This window comes from Paenilisteria newyorkensis (assembly GCF_000766145.1).
Lineage (GTDB): Bacteria > Bacillota > Bacilli > Lactobacillales > Listeriaceae > Listeria_A > Listeria_A newyorkensis.
On record NZ_JNFB01000002.1, the window covers coordinates 83814 to 97773 of the forward strand.

At 44.7% G+C, this 13960-nt stretch carries 17 protein-coding genes; 16 read left to right on the forward strand and 1 reads right to left on the reverse strand.

What is annotated here, in order from left to right:
* The first annotated feature begins 52 nt into the window (after positions 1 to 52).
* The 13 genes from EP58_RS01035 to EP58_RS01095 all read left to right on the forward strand — a co-directional run bounded on the left by EP58_RS01035 (position 53) and on the right by EP58_RS01095 (position 10376).
* Positions 53 to 1189 (forward strand): cysteine desulfurase family protein, encoded by a 1137-nt coding sequence (locus tag EP58_RS01035; RefSeq protein ID WP_036089069.1) that lies wholly within the window; start codon positions 53 to 55, stop codon positions 1187 to 1189.
* The gene (gene thiI, locus EP58_RS01040; protein ID WP_036089070.1) at positions 1189 to 2400 is read left to right on the forward strand and encodes a tRNA uracil 4-sulfurtransferase ThiI; all 1212 of its coding nucleotides are present in this window, start codon (positions 1189 to 1191) and stop codon (positions 2398 to 2400) included. The genes EP58_RS01035 and thiI overlap by 1 nt, the downstream gene beginning before the upstream one ends.
* A 163-nt stretch (positions 2401 to 2563) precedes the next feature.
* Entirely contained in the window at positions 2564 to 2767 is a 204-nt protein-coding gene (locus tag EP58_RS01045; RefSeq protein ID WP_036089071.1) for a CsbD family protein, read from the forward strand.
* 200 nt (positions 2768 to 2967) lie between these two features.
* Positions 2968 to 3996, forward strand: coding sequence for an N-acetyl-gamma-glutamyl-phosphate reductase (gene argC, locus EP58_RS01050; protein WP_036089072.1), 1029 nt, complete (start codon positions 2968 to 2970; stop codon positions 3994 to 3996).
* A gap of 45 nt (positions 3997 to 4041) precedes the next feature.
* A complete protein-coding gene (gene argJ, locus EP58_RS01055; protein ID WP_036089093.1) occupies positions 4042 to 5238 on the forward strand; it encodes a bifunctional glutamate N-acetyltransferase/amino-acid acetyltransferase ArgJ in 1197 nt (398 codons plus the stop codon).
* A 16-nt stretch (positions 5239 to 5254) separates the two neighbouring features.
* Positions 5255 to 6007: an acetylglutamate kinase gene (argB, locus tag EP58_RS01060; RefSeq protein WP_036089073.1), complete on the forward strand. Its 753-nt coding sequence runs from the start codon at positions 5255 to 5257 to the stop codon at positions 6005 to 6007.
* Positions 6004 to 7152, forward strand: coding sequence for an acetylornithine transaminase (locus tag EP58_RS01065; protein ID WP_036089074.1), 1149 nt, complete (start codon positions 6004 to 6006; stop codon positions 7150 to 7152). Before argB ends, EP58_RS01065 begins: the two co-directional genes overlap by 4 nt.
* A complete protein-coding gene (argF, locus tag EP58_RS01070) occupies positions 7152 to 8090 on the forward strand; it encodes an ornithine carbamoyltransferase (RefSeq protein WP_036089075.1) in 939 nt (312 codons plus the stop codon). The genes EP58_RS01065 and argF overlap by 1 nt, the downstream gene beginning before the upstream one ends.
* Positions 8091 to 8251: 161 nt before the next feature.
* On the forward strand, positions 8252 to 8449 hold the full coding sequence (locus EP58_RS01075; RefSeq protein WP_036089076.1) for a hypothetical protein: 198 nt from the start codon (positions 8252 to 8254) through the stop codon (positions 8447 to 8449).
* Positions 8450 to 8614: 165 nt separating this feature from the next.
* Positions 8615 to 9031, forward strand: coding sequence for a hypothetical protein (locus tag EP58_RS01080; RefSeq protein WP_036089077.1), 417 nt, complete (start codon positions 8615 to 8617; stop codon positions 9029 to 9031).
* 140 nt (positions 9032 to 9171) lie between these two features.
* The gene (locus EP58_RS01085) at positions 9172 to 9600 is read left to right on the forward strand and encodes a dUTP diphosphatase (RefSeq protein ID WP_036089079.1); all 429 of its coding nucleotides are present in this window, start codon (positions 9172 to 9174) and stop codon (positions 9598 to 9600) included.
* A 5-nt stretch (positions 9601 to 9605) separates the two neighbouring features.
* Positions 9606 to 9929: an arsenic metallochaperone ArsD family protein gene (locus EP58_RS01090; protein WP_036089080.1), complete on the forward strand. Its 324-nt coding sequence runs from the start codon at positions 9606 to 9608 to the stop codon at positions 9927 to 9929.
* Between the two features lie 105 nt (positions 9930 to 10034).
* Positions 10035 to 10376, forward strand: a complete 342-nt coding sequence (locus EP58_RS01095; RefSeq protein ID WP_036089081.1) for a homing endonuclease associated repeat-containing protein — start codon at positions 10035 to 10037, stop codon at positions 10374 to 10376.
* Between the two features lie 108 nt (positions 10377 to 10484).
* Here EP58_RS01095 and EP58_RS01100 read toward each other — a convergent pair whose 3' ends face one another.
* Positions 10485 to 11285, reverse strand: a complete 801-nt coding sequence (locus tag EP58_RS01100) for an NAD kinase (RefSeq protein ID WP_036089082.1) — start codon at positions 11283 to 11285, stop codon at positions 10485 to 10487.
* 162 nt (positions 11286 to 11447) lie between these two features.
* On the opposite strand from EP58_RS01100, the gene sppA reads away from it, so the two are divergent.
* The 3 genes from sppA to EP58_RS01115 all read left to right on the forward strand — a co-directional run bounded on the left by sppA (position 11448) and on the right by EP58_RS01115 (position 13917).
* Positions 11448 to 12470 carry a signal peptide peptidase SppA gene (gene sppA, locus EP58_RS01105; protein ID WP_036089083.1) on the forward strand — a complete coding sequence of 341 codons (1023 nt, stop codon included), beginning with the start codon at positions 11448 to 11450 and terminating at the stop codon, positions 12468 to 12470.
* Positions 12471 to 12483: 13 nt separating this feature from the next.
* Complete coding sequence (locus tag EP58_RS01110) at positions 12484 to 13002, forward strand: RDD family protein (RefSeq protein WP_036089086.1); 519 nt, start codon at positions 12484 to 12486, stop codon at positions 13000 to 13002.
* 69 nt (positions 13003 to 13071) lie between these two features.
* The gene (locus EP58_RS01115; protein WP_241480993.1) at positions 13072 to 13917 is read left to right on the forward strand and encodes a phosphotransferase; all 846 of its coding nucleotides are present in this window, start codon (positions 13072 to 13074) and stop codon (positions 13915 to 13917) included.
* The last annotated feature ends 43 nt before the right edge of the window (positions 13918 to 13960 follow it).

The window sequence follows — 13960 nt, forward strand, 5'->3', positions numbered from 1 at the left end:
TGATTCTGTGATAGAATAATGAATGAGAATTAATTCATGGGGGCTTTTTTGGATGATTTATTTTGATAATAGTGCGACGACAAAGCCGCTGAATGCTTGTGTGGAGACATATGCAAAAGTAGCGACGAACTATTTTGCGAATCCGTCCTCTCTTCATGGCTATGGTTCGAAGGTTAGTGAGTTGCACGAACAGGCGCGGATTCTTGTGGCTGGGATGCTCGGGACGCTGCCTGAGGAAATTATTTTTACATCTGGTGGGACGGAAAGTAATAATATGGCGATTAAGGGCGTGACGGGATTTTATCGTAATCGCGGGAAGCATGTGATTACGACGGCGATTGAACATCCCTCGGTCCAAAATACGATGCATAGCTTAGAGGCGCAAGGATTTGAAGTAACGCGGTTGCCAGTCGATGCGTCGGGCGTTGTTTCGGTGGAAGATTTGAAAAGTGCGCTGCGGGAAGATACGATTTTGGTGTCGGTGATGCATGTGAATAATGAGGTTGGCTCTGTGCAGCCGATTGGAGCGATTGCGGAGGTACTGAAAACGCGACCGCAGACCTTTTTTCATGTGGATCATGTGCAGGGATTGACGAAGGTGGCGCTGGATGTTGCGGACGTCGACTTGGTGAGTATTTCTGGACATAAGATACATGGCTTGAATGGGACTGGCGTTTTGATAAAGAAGAAGCACGTATCGGTGATGCCGCTTTTGGATGGTGGTGGGCAGGAATTTGGTCTGCGAAACGGGACGGAAAATACGGCTGGTGTCGTGGCTTTTGCGAAGGCGTTGCGGATTGGTTTGGAAGAGCAGAAAGCACATGTTGCTGATCTAGAAGCGATTCGCGATTATTTGCTAGACGCGCTTGCGGGTATTCCAGAGGTTTCGATTCATACGGATAAAAACCAGGCGGCACCGCATATTTGTTGTTTTTCTGTCGTTGGGCATCGTGGCGAAATTTTGGTGCATGCGTTGGAGAAATATGAGATATATGTTTCGACGACGAGTGCTTGTTCTTCGCGTGCCAAGCTTGCTAGCAGTACGTTAAAAGCGATGCGGGTGACGGATGAAGAAGCTGTGGGCGCCGTTCGTGTGAGCTTGTCTTACCAGAATGCGATGGCGGAAGCAGAGCGTTTTATGGAAGCAATACAAGAGATTATCAAAAATTTGAATGAAGTGGTGAAATGATGAAATATGATCGTATAGTCGTTCGGTATGGCGAGTTATCAACAAAAGGCCGGAACCGGAAACAGTTTATTAAAAAATTAGCGCATAATGTGAAACGAGCGATTGCAGATTTTCCAGAAGTGAAAGTGTTCGGAGAGCGTGATCGGATGTATTTACTATTAAATGGAGCGGATGATCAGGTTATTTTAGAGCGGTTGCGTCCGATTTTTGGGATTCAGTCGTTTAGTCCGGCAGTTCGGGTACCTCAGGATTTGGAGGAGATGAAGCAAGCTGGATTGTCACTTGTTCGCGCGATGCATCAGGCTGGCGGGAGTTTCAAAGTGAATGCGCGGCGTGCGGATCGGTCATTTGAGCTGGATACGAATGGGATTAATCACGAGCTCGGCGGGTTTATTTTGCAAAATATCGATGACTTGCATGTCGATGTGAAAAATCCAGATGTGAAGTTACTTGTTGACGTTCGTAGTGAAGGAATCTTTTTGTCGTGTCAGACAATTCAAGGCGCGGGCGGTTTGCCGGTGAGTTCTTCGGGGCGCGCGATGTTGATGCTTTCGGGTGGGATTGATAGTCCTGTTGCGGGATATTTGGCGATGAAACGTGGTGTGGAGGTTGAGGCGGTGCATTTTCATAGTCCGCCGTATACGAGTGAGCGCGCGAAACAAAAAGCTGTTGATTTAGCTGGAAAATTGGCGCAGTATAGCGGGCAGGTGCAGATGCATGTGGTGCCGTTTACCGCGATTCAAGAAATGATTAAAAAGCAAATTCCGGAAGGGTTCACGATGACGGTGACGCGTCGGATGATGTTGCGGGTTACGGACGAGCTGCGCCGACGCCGGGAAGGTTTGGCGATTGTGAATGGTGAGAGTTTAGGCCAGGTGGCGAGTCAGACGCTGGAGAGTATGCTGGCGATTAATGCTGTGACGACAACGCCGATTATTCGTCCTGTGGTATCGATGGATAAAAATGAGATTATCGAGATTGCGCAGGCGATTGACACGTATGATATTTCTGTGCAACCATTCGAGGATTGCTGCACGATTTTCACGCCACCATCTCCGAAAACACGTCCTAAATTAGATAAAGTGGAGCGTTATGAAAGCTTTATAGATTTTGAGGCGTTGGTGCAGGAAGCGGTGGATGCGACAGAAACTTTTTCTGTGGAAGTTGCAGATGCGAAAAAAGTACAGGATGAATTTTCAGATCTATTTTAACAAGGGAGACGATGCCGATTGTGGTGTCGTTTTTTTATTGGTGGGAATCGTTTCATATTTCAGATATGTTTTTCTTATAACTAACAGGGTAAAAATGAAGTAGAGGCAAGGAAATGTTTTTGACAATGCATCACGGTTAAAAATAGAAGGAGGAATGAATTTTATGGTAGACGATAAAGGCAAGAAGGAACAAGTAAAGGGTGGAGTGAAGGAAAAGACAGGGAAATTGACTGGCGATAAGGAAAAGCAGACTGAGGGCTTTTTGGAAAAAGCGAAGGGCAAGGTGAAAGAAGCGGCATCGGATGCGAAGGAAACAGCAGAAGGCGTGAAGAATGCTGTGAAGAAGGACTCGGATAAAGAGAAATGATATATTGCGTGATGGAGGGCCGTTCTGATGAGCGGTCTTTTTTGATGGGGATTTGTGAATGTGTTTTGCATAAAAAAAGAACGAATATGCATATATAGTGCATAAAAATAGTTTTATAATTTATAAAAAACCATTTGACATTATAAATATACAAGTTTATAATAAGTTTTATCATAAAAAATAAGAAGGGTGGGAAAATCATGAAAGTTTCGATTATTGGAGCAACAGGTTATGGAGGGCTCGAATTACTTCGACTATTGCATCAACATCCGCAAGTTGAGATTGCTTCTTTGCATAGTTTTTCCGCTCAGACGGATGATATTTCGCGATTTTACCCGCATTTACATACGGTTTACCATCATGAGCTGGCCGAGATTGACGTGGCGAAAATAGCGGAGGAAAGTGAGGCGGTTTTTCTTGCAACGCCTAGCGGGGTCGCGAAGGAGGCGGCGCAACCGTTTATCGATGCGGGGATGAAGGTTATTGATTTGTCCGGGGATTTCAGGTTGACGAAGGAGAAATATGAGAAGTGGTATAACAAGGACGCAGCGCCGGTTGCTTACTTGAATCAGGCGGAATACGGGTTGGCGGAATGGCGGGAGAACGTGGACACGACGTTTATTTCGAATCCTGGTTGTTATGCGACGGCAACTTTGCTTGGTTTAGCGCCACTTGTGATGCATGGCAAGGTCGAGGCGGATTCTATTATTGTGGATGCGAAATCGGGCATTTCTGGGGCGGGTAAGACGCCGAGCGCGAATACGCATTTTCCGGAGACGAACGAGAACATGACGCTGTATCGGATGAACCAGCATCAGCATATTCCAGAGATTATTCGGCAGTTGCGCGTGTGGGACGCGGGCATTGATGCGATTACGTTTTCGACATCGCTTATTCCGGTGACGCGAGGCATTTTTGCAACGATTTATGTGAAGGCAAAAGGCGAGACTTCGACGGAGGAACTGCTTGCGCTTTACCGAGAAAGCTACGATGGAAAGCCATTTGTTCGTATTCAGGATAAGGATGTTTATCCGACGCTCAAACAAGTGACGGCTTCGAACTTTTGCGATATTGGGCTTTGTTATAATGAAAGAACGAATATGATTACGATTGTTGTAGTGATTGATAATTTGGTCAAAGGGGCCGCGGGACAAGCGATTCAGAATTTGAATTTGATGGCCGGATTTGAGGAGACGGCTGGGCTTGATTTTATACCGGTTTATCCTTGATTAGGGGGAAATACGATGGAGAAGGTATTGGAAAAAGAGGATTGGATAACGGTTGAAAATGGCACGATTGCGACGCCGCTCGGTTTTTTCGCGGATGGGAAGCATTGTGGTTTAAAGCGTAAAAAGAAGGATATCGGGATTATTTTTTCGGAAAAGCCAGCGGAGGCAGCAGCGGTTTACACGATGAATCAGATGCAGGCGGCGCCGATTTTTATAACAAAGGATAGCTTGGCGGCGAATCAGACGTTGCAGGCGATTGTGGTCAATAGTGGTGTGGCGAATGCGTGCACTGGGAAGCGCGGCTTGGAAGATGGCTTTGCAATGCGGGCGCTGGCGGCGAAACATTTAGGCATCGCGGATACGGATGTGGCGGTTGCGTCAACAGGCGTGATTGGCGACTACTTACCAATGGAAAAAGTGGAGGCAGGCATTGCGTCATTGGATGCGAAGTCGGGTGTGAGCGCTGATTTTCACGAAGCTATTTTAACGACGGATACGGTACAAAAAGAGCTTACATTGCAAGCAAAAATTGGCGGTAAAACGATTACGATTTCAGGTGTAGCAAAGGGATCAGGGATGATTCATCCGAATATGGCGACGATGCTCTCATTCATTACGACAGACGCAGCGGTACCAGCTAAACTATTGCAAAAATTGCTAAAACAAAAAGTAGATCAAACGTTCAATCAAATAACGGTGGACGGGGACACATCAACGAATGATATGGTTGTCGTGATGGCTAACGGCTGCGCGGGAAATACCGCTTTTTCAGAAGGTACACCAGAGTTTGCGACATTTACCAAAATGTTTTACGCGGTGTGCCAACATTTAGCGAAAAGCATTGCGAGAGACGGCGAAGGAGCGACGAAACTCATTGAAGCCCAAGTGAAAGGCGCAACATCAAAAGAAGACGCGAGGATGATCGCGAAACAAATTGTATCGTCAAGCCTTGTGAAAACAGCGATGTTCGGCGAGGATGCGAATTGGGGCCGAATAATTTGCGCGATTGGCTACAGTGGCGGGCGTTTTTCACCAGATAATATCACGATTCGAATTGGTGAGACTGTGATTTTAGAAAAAAGTGAGACGGCAGCGTACAATCCGGATGTACTGGCTGATTATTTGCAAAAAGAAAATATCCTAATCGAGGTGAATCTGCATAGTGGCTTGGAAGCAGGAACCGCTTGGGGATGCGATTTAAGCTATGATTATGTCAAAATAAATGCGTGTTATCGGACGTGAAAAAGGGGTGAATGAGATGAGTGGAATTATTGTGGTGAAAATAGGTGGCGTCGCGGGAAGTCATCTCCATGAAAATTTTTTCAAGCAAATCAAAACGTGGCAGGCGGATGGCAAACAGGTTGTCTTGGTTCACGGTGGTGGCGTTCAGATTAGCAAAATGATGGAGGCGCTGCAGATTCCAGTTGAAACGAAGGCGGGGTTGCGTATCACGACGAAAGAAACGTTAGCGGTGACGAAAATGGTCTTGATTGGGCAGGTGCAACCGGAAATCGTCACAGCGCTTGAACAGCAGGATATCTCGGCGGTTGGCTTACATGCGGGTGACGCGGGCTTGATGCAAGCGGAACAATTAACGGACGGCGAGCTGGGATTTGTTGGCGAAATTACGCATGTGAAGACGGACTTGATTGAGAGTTTAATTGCGCAACAAATCGTGCCAGTGATTGCGCCTCTTGGCTTGGCGATGTCGACGCAATGGCTGAATGTGAATGCTGATTTGGCGGCGTGTGCGGTGGCGGCAGCTCTTCAAGCGGAGGAATTGATTTTGCTGACAGATGTGGCCGGGGTTCTTAATGCGGGCGAGGTGGTGTCGCATATTGATACGGCCGAATTGGACGATTTATTCGCGACAGAAATCATCACAGGTGGTATGATTCCCAAACTCAAAAGTGCGAAAAACGCAGTCACGCAAGGCGTTGGACAAGTCATTATTACGAATGAAATGACGGCTAAAGGAACGATAATAAGCGAAGGGGTGAAGATAGGATGAGTGATTTATTTCCAACATACGCCAAATTCCCAATCGAGATCGTGGAAGGGAAAGGAACGGTTGTGAAGGATGCTAACGGGAAGGAATATCTGGATTTCACCTCGGGTATCGCGGTTTGCAACTTGGGGCATTGCCATGAAACGGTTCTAGCCGCTGTGCAAAAACAACTTGGTCAAATTTGGCACACGTCGAATCTTTTTGAAAGTAGTATTCAAGAGCAAGTCGCGACAAAATTAACAGCGGACGCGGATCGTGTGGTATTTTTCTGCAATAGTGGGGCTGAAGCAAATGAGGCTGCTCTGAAACTCGCGAAAAAACATACGGGTTGTGATGAGATTATCACGTTTCAGCAGTCGTTTCACGGCCGAACAATTGCGACGATGACGGCGACGGGACAAGGAAAAATTCACGACGGTTTCGGCGCACTGCTTCCAGGTTTTACATACTTACCGTACAATGATTTGGCAGCTTTAGAAAACACGATTTCGGCAAAAACAGCGGCTGTGATGTTGGAAGTTATTCAAGGTGAAGGTGGCGTACTACCAGCAACGACGGCGTTCTTAGTTGGTGCCTCCGAGCTATGTCAAAGACACGGCGCGCTACTCATTATCGATGAGGTTCAAACTGGAATCGGGCGCACTGGAAAACGTTTCGCTTTTGAGCATGCAGGAATCGAACCAGATATTTTCACATTAGCAAAAGGGCTTGGAAACGGCTTGCCAGTTGGAGCGATGGTTGGTAAATCTGAGCTTGCCGCAACATTTGGACCTGGCGTTCACGGCTCGACTTTTGGCGGGAATAAAATTGTGATGGCAGCAGCAGACGCGGTTATGGATATCGTTTTTGATGAAGTATTTCTCGCAGATGTGGCTGAAAAAGGCGCCTATTTCCAACAACTGCTTACCGAAAAAGTAGCGGCAAATGTCGTGGAAATTCGTGGAGAAGGCTTGATGCTTGGAATCGCGTTAGAATTTGGAGCGGGAGATGTTGTCAAAGCGTTGCAAGAGCTAGGATTACTTACGTTGACAGCTGGGCCGAACGTATTGCGAATTTTACCACCATTAACGGTGACAAAAGAAGAACTGGAACGCGCGGCGAATTTGATCGAATCAGTGTTGATAAAACAGGAAGTAGGGATGAAATAATGACGTATTATAAAGAAACGACTAAAGGGAAAGATATGCTGAGTTTACTGGAATGGAGCAATGAGGAAATCGCGGAATTAGTGCAGTTGGCGCTTGCGATTAAGACGAATCCGGCGCATTATAGCCATACGTTAAGCGGACAGATTTTAGGGATGATTTTCGATAAACCGTCGACGCGGACGCGTATTTCTTTTGAAGCAGGAATTTTGCAATTAGGTGGGCAGGCGATTGTGATGTCTTCCAAAGAGCTACAAATTGGGCGTGGCGAGCCGATTAAGGATACCGCGCACGTTTTGAGTGAGTATATAAATGCCGTGATGATTCGGACGTTCAGCCATGAAGGCGTGGAGGAGCTTGCGGAACATGCGTCGATTCCGATTATTAATGGCTTGACGGATCTGCATCACCCGTGCCAAGCGCTGGCGGATTTGTTGACGATTTTTGAAGTGAAAAACACGTTTGAAGGCGTGAAACTCGCGTATATCGGTGATGGAAACAATGTGTGCCATTCGCTGTTACTTGCGGCCGCAATGGTTGGATTAGATATCTCGTGCGCGATGCCAGTTGGATATGAGCCGGACGAAACGGTGTTGCACCAAGCTTTGCAAATCGCGGCTAAAACCGGTGCGACAATCGAGATCACGACGGATCCTGTTCTTGCGGTTTCTGACGCGGATTTTGTGTATACAGATGTGTGGACGAGCATGGGGCAAGAAGAGGAGAATGCGAAACGTTTTGCTGATTTTGAAGGATACGCGGTGACGGGCGAGTTAGTGGCGCATGCCAAATCAGACTATCACTTCTTGCACTGTTTACCAGCACATCGCGAGGAAGAGGTCGCGACAGCTGTTATCGATGGCAAACAATCGCTCGTATACCAACAAGCTGGAAACAGGCTCCACGCACAGAAAGCCTTGCTAGTGATGATTTTAGGCTGAAAATTGGGAATCCAATGCATGATTCATTCATGTGCATTGGATTTTGTATTATATTTGACAGTGCTTACATAGAAAGGTAAAATGGAAATGCATGGGAATGTTGTTATATCTCATAATTTTTTAGAATGTTATAAAAATAACGGAAGGGAGGAATTGCTAAAATGGAGCGTGTTGTAGCAGTTTTCAAACGCTTCCAAATACACACGAACTATTCTACTATTCTGAATGAAATTGGAAGTATCAGACTCAAAGTACAAGATGACAAGATACCTAGATTTATTCATACGATAAACACGGAAACAGACTGTCGGGCAGCGCTTAGCCCATCCGCAGAGTATGTGGAGATAAGCAAGATATAAGAAGATAATCTCGGGAAATGCTAGATAATGCTAGCGATACCGAGATTATTTTTTATGCCAGATTATTGTCACATAGATGTAACGATTCTATGTTACGCTTTTAAAGTAGTTAGGAGTGCCATTCCTTCTACAAAAAAATAAAGAAAGTAGGAGATTTTTATGCACATGAAAAAAAGAATTGTTGGACTCTCCGTTGCTGTTTTTTTTGGACTTTCTTCGGTTATTGGTGTCAGTTTGGTGAATACGGGACATGTAAGTTTGGATAAAAGCCTAGGCGTAATTGGAGCGGAAGCAGCAGGCATAGGTGGAAACACAAAAATAAATGGAGTTAACTATAAATGGGTGGAAACATCATGGAGTAAGAATAGAGGGTTAACGTTTAATCCTGGTAATCATGTTTATCAATTTTCGCCAAATCCTCATAATGATCCGTGGTACAATAAAAATCAAAAGAAATTCTATGATTCAGCCGTAGATCAAATTACAAAACAAGGGAATGCTGGTAAATGGGATCAAAAATCATGGCCAAGCTCGATAAAAGTTACGATGAATGGTATTGACTATACATTAGCGCCGAGATGACTTAAATAGGAGGCTTGAGTGTTCGTCTTTTACATAGGCGCTACATTCAGGCTTCTTTTTTAGAGAAAGTAATTCCCGAAACGCTCCAACTATGATAGGATTAGCAGTGTAGAGAATTCAACTATTTGGAGTGATATGAAATGGAAATTAAAGTGAAATACGCGGCGGATCAAGATGCTAGATTAAATAAAATCGAGCAAGGTGATTGGATTGATTTACATGCAAACGAAGAAGTCCACCTAGCTGCTGGTGACTACAAATTAATCGAACTTGGCGTCGCGATGGAGCTGCCAAAAGGGTATGAAGCCCATGTCGTGCCTCGTTCTAGTACATATAAACATTTTGGGATTATCCAATCGAATAGCATGGGAGTTATCGATGAGAGCTATTGCGGCGAAAATGATTTCTGGAAATTCCCAGCGATTGCCATGCGCGATACCGTTATCGAAAAAGGGGATCGAATCTGCCAGTTCAGAATTATGGCGAAGATGCCAGAGGTTAAAATTACAGAGGTTACAACGCTTGGTAATACCGATCGTGGCGGTTTTGGTTCCACGGGGAAAAAATAAACGAGATGGATATTAGCTATTTTTGCTTACAGGATAATGGCAATCTCGAACTGGAAGTGTTCAAAAGTATACACAATGACGCGTTCAGAAATACGCATCTCGTTTTTGCAGGGGAAGAGCTTCAAACACATGTGCATGTGATGTCAGAATCGGAACTACCATTTATCCAAAATAAGTTAGTACACGCGGAACTTACAGAAAATGGTCAAAAAGTTTTGCCTATCATTATTGTTAATGGTATGATTGTGAGACGTGGTGGATTGTTCAGTCCAGATGAATTGTCTGAACTTCTAGCCATTGGAATAGATATCCAGATAGAGGAATCTTAAAGCACGGAAAAATTTTGCGGAATCTAGGGCTATCTAGTGACGGTGGAAAGAATCATATGGTACAATAATCCTTGTGAATACTTTAATAGCGAAAGGTTGATTAAATTGGCGGCAAAACGATATACGGATGAATATTTAATAGATGAAGTAAAACGCATTACAAAAGTACTTGGCAGGCCACCAATAGGCGCTGCATCAGAGTTTCCAGGTGTTGGGGCGGCAACGAAGAGTTTTGGCTCATGGGAACAATTTTTGAACGCGGCAGATTTGTCGCTAACAGCTCCGGAAGGGGAAGGCAAAGAGATTAAGGAACGCTATATTAAAGAAGCAAACGAAATTATCCGAATTCTAGGCAGAGCGCCGAAAATGACGGACTTTGACGACTATCGCGTGGTCAAGTATTACTTCGGTAGCTGGCAGGAATTTAAGGATTGTTGGAATAAATAAGGATATGTGCTCCGTTCTAGAAAACTTGGAACGGGGCTTTTTCATGACAAAAAAAGCTTATTCGCACACGCCTGATTTGGCAGTACGAACAAGCTTTAATTCGGATTTTTACAAGAAATTACGCTTCACTTTATCCCAGAATGAATTATTATGCAGTTTGATAATATTCACAAAGCGGTCGCCAACTTCAAGCTTAATCTCATCAACGTGTTGGATGCTAAGCGCTTCGGAATCCATCCCCATAATCGGGAAGTCGTTTACGCCGTTCGCACGCATATCTAAACGCAATTTACGTTTTGGGCTCAAAATGAACGAAGAGCCAAGCGTCCGGAAACGGTTATTATTAATCGAAGCTAGTTCACTCACTTGCATTGAAGGTAGTAATGGATCCACAATCGAGCCGTTAATCGACTTATTGTAAGCTGTACTTCCTGTTGGCGTCGAAATAACCATGCCATCACCGCGGAACGTTTCAAATAGGCTGTCATTAATATACACATCGATTTGCAGCGTACGAATAATCGATGAACGAATATTGAACTCGTTTAGTACGTAAAAAGCCTTCGAATTGTTGACCGTACCGTAAATCGTTGGGTAACGGCGAACAAGCCAGCGATCTTCTGCCGCGGCCTTAATAATTTCATCGATTTGGTGTACGTGAAAATCGCAATATTGTCCAAGTTGTTCCGTCAAGGCGATGCCCGCATATAAACAATCGGAGCGGAAACCAGTTTCGCGCACGGATTTCAAGAAAGCGCCGTCTCCACCAATACTAATAATCGCTGTTGCAGCTTCGAAATTATCGGTTACTTCAAAACCGTATTCTTCCGTTACTTTTTTTAGTTCATCGGCATGTTTTTGTAATTCTTCTGTTTTGCGATAGGAAAAGTAAAAAATTGTCTCAGCCATACTAAAACCTCCAGAGTTCTTAATTAATTCAATCTCCACCCCATTATAACACGAATGCTCACTACTAATCTTGTAAAAAATAAGAATTTTTCAAGTTTCGCTGTAAAAAGTAGCTGTTTTCCGTTATGATAGTTCTATGGTAATAAAAAAGGGGGAAATAATGTGAATGCAAAAAGATGGATTGCGATCGGGATTGTCGCCGCTTTATTAGTAGTGAGCGGGATTACGAAGATTACGAGTACGCTCCTAGCAAGCGATGATGAGTACAAAATGTCGTGGGCGGAATCACTGACCGCGATGGATACAGAAATGACCGAATTGGTGCTTGAGGATGGGAGCCAAGATAAGCGGATTGCTGTGCTACATATTGATGGCGCAATCCAAGACACAGGTTCGAGCGACTCGCTTCTTGGCGGTAGTGAAGGCTACAACCATACGGATTTCATGGATCAGTTGGAACAAATTCGGGAAGATGACACAGTTGCCGGAGTTATTCTAAACGTCAATTCACCAGGTGGCGGCGTTGTAGAATCCGCGCAAATTCGCGATAAAATTTTACAGATCAAGAAAGAGAAGAAGTTGCCAATCTATGTTTCGTTCGGTAGCATGGCTGCATCTGGCGGTTATTACGTTTCCGCGCCAGCCGACAAAATTTTTGCAAGTCCTGAAACACTGACTGGTTCGATCGGCGTTATCATGCAAGGTTATGATTTTAGCGAATTGATGAAGAAAGTCGGAATTTCGGATAATACGATTAAAAGTGGGGAATTCAAGGATATTATGAGTTCGTCGCGCCCGATGACGGCAGAAGAAAAAGCTATTATGCAGTCGATGATTGATGATTCTTACGGCCAATTTGTAAAAGTTGTCGCGGAAGGTCGTCACATGACAGAAGCTGAGGTTCGAAAAATTGCAGACGGTCGGATTTACGATGGCCGCCAAGCGAAGGCGAATGGTTTAATCGACGCATTCGGATATGAAGAAAATGCCTTGAATGCTTTGAAAAAAGAGCAAGATTTGAAAGGCGCACAAGTATTTGAATACGATTCGAGCGGTGGCGGTTTAGCATCGATTTTCTCTACGTCGATCAGCCAAATCGTAGGCCAAAAAAGCGAGGCGCATCAAGCGTTACAGCTAATGAACATGATGGAAGCGCCGCGTCTGATGTACTTGTATGGAAAATAAAGGAGGAGTTCAAATGGAACAGGAAACGTTGCAACACACGGAGCGTCCAGTTTTTAAATATGAGCCTCCAAAAGAAGAACAAAACGGTTTTCCATCCCAATATTACGCAGGATTCTGGATTCGTTTCATGGCGTATCTTGTAGATTTACTCGCAACGACGGCAGTTGCGGCTATCATCATCAGCCCGATTTTCAGACTAGCAGATTGGCAAATGGACGGTTCGTTTTTCGCGATTTACGGTGCGCTCGTGACGCTTGTTTTTCTTGCTTATTTTATCGTGATGACGAAGTTCTGGGGGCAGACGCTCGGAAAAATGATTTTTGGGATCCGCGTTGTGTCATTGAAAACGGGAACGTTGACATGGGGAACGGTGTTGTTTCGCGAGGGTGCTTTGCGCTTCGTCACTTCTGTCGTTTGGGGACTATACGTAGTCTGTGCCTTCACGCCGAAAAAACAAGGAATCGCGGATTTACTGGAAAGCACGGCGGTTGTGCATGAAGGGTATTTGAAACTAGATAAAGATTGGAAGTAGTATGTTAAAATGGGGACTTACGAGCTTGGCTTGTAGGTTCTTTTTTGGAAGGGAGTGGGTTCGGTGGGTATGAAATCAATGATCGACGAATTGTTGCGAGAAAACGTGTTAGGTTCGGAAATTATCACGTGGGATCATTTGCGTGGTGGGACGTCGAGCGCGGTTGCCAAAATACAATGTGAAGACGGCAAAACCTATGTTGTGAAGGGAAATGAGGCGAATCTGATTTATTGGGAAGCAACATTTCTGCGGTTTTATAAGGATAGCGCTTTGTTGCCAAGATTGGTGTACGACGCGAAAGATTATTTAGTGTATACATTTATGAAAGGGGATACATTAGGCGCTCGATCTGAAAAAGCGAAGATGCTGCAAGATTTGACGGTAGGCTTAATCAATGAATACAAGCCGATTATGCGCGGTTGGGGTTGGCATGAAAAGTTCACCTGGCATAAGTTTTTGCAACAGGAAATTATGGGAGCTGAGGCTATTATTGGCAAGCATTTACCAAATGAAGATGCCGTTCTCGTTAGGAAAGTGGTCAAGGATCAGCCTCGTGAGCGCTTATATTTTCTACATGGCGATTGCGGCGTACATAATTTTCTGTTTCAAGACGGGCAGTTGTGCGGCGTTATTGATCCACTTCATCTTTTTGGACCGCCGATGTATGATCTTATTTTTGCGTTTTGTTCTTCACCAGATAGTCTGGATGAGAAAACCTTGCAGGACGCGCTATTATTTTTCAATGGGGAGATTCCAGGGGAGCTCTACGGTTCGGTTTTGATTGGGTTATACATTCGGATTGCGCGCTGTCTTTTGCATCATCCAGAGGACTTGGCGGCGTATTTAGAGGCTTGGACCTATTGGAAAGCGCTTTACTATAGCTTGAATTTACAATTGAAGTGCAACGGTAACTAAAAAAGAGACTCATAATGAAAATCCGAGTAAAATAGTAATTGCG

Bases quoted from the DNA above. Each gene is read 5' to 3' on its own strand.
- EP58_RS01035 (WP_036089069.1), top strand. From the start codon at position 53: ATGATTTATTTTGATAATAGTGCGACGACAAAGCCGCTGAATGCTTGT.
- thiI (WP_036089070.1), top strand. From the start codon at position 1,189: ATGAAATATGATCGTATAGTCGTTCGGTATGGCGAGTTATCAACAAAA.
- EP58_RS01045 (WP_036089071.1), top strand. From the start codon at position 2,564: ATGGTAGACGATAAAGGCAAGAAGGAACAAGTAAAGGGTGGAGTGAAG.
- argC (WP_036089072.1), top strand. From the start codon at position 2,968: ATGAAAGTTTCGATTATTGGAGCAACAGGTTATGGAGGGCTCGAATTA.
- argB (WP_036089073.1), top strand. From the start codon at position 5,255: ATGAGTGGAATTATTGTGGTGAAAATAGGTGGCGTCGCGGGAAGTCAT.
- EP58_RS01065 (WP_036089074.1), top strand. From the start codon at position 6,004: ATGAGTGATTTATTTCCAACATACGCCAAATTCCCAATCGAGATCGTG.
- argF (WP_036089075.1), top strand. From the start codon at position 7,152: ATGACGTATTATAAAGAAACGACTAAAGGGAAAGATATGCTGAGTTTA.
- EP58_RS01075 (WP_036089076.1), top strand. From the start codon at position 8,252: ATGGAGCGTGTTGTAGCAGTTTTCAAACGCTTCCAAATACACACGAAC.
- EP58_RS01080 (WP_036089077.1), top strand. From the start codon at position 8,615: ATGAAAAAAAGAATTGTTGGACTCTCCGTTGCTGTTTTTTTTGGACTT.
- EP58_RS01085 (WP_036089079.1), top strand. From the start codon at position 9,172: ATGGAAATTAAAGTGAAATACGCGGCGGATCAAGATGCTAGATTAAAT.
- EP58_RS01090 (WP_036089080.1), top strand. From the start codon at position 9,606: ATGGATATTAGCTATTTTTGCTTACAGGATAATGGCAATCTCGAACTG.
- EP58_RS01100 (WP_036089082.1), bottom strand. From the start codon at position 11,285: ATGGCTGAGACAATTTTTTACTTTTCCTATCGCAAAACAGAAGAATTA.
- EP58_RS01110 (WP_036089086.1), top strand. From the start codon at position 12,484: ATGGAACAGGAAACGTTGCAACACACGGAGCGTCCAGTTTTTAAATAT.
- EP58_RS01115 (WP_241480993.1), top strand. From the start codon at position 13,072: ATGAAATCAATGATCGACGAATTGTTGCGAGAAAACGTGTTAGGTTCG.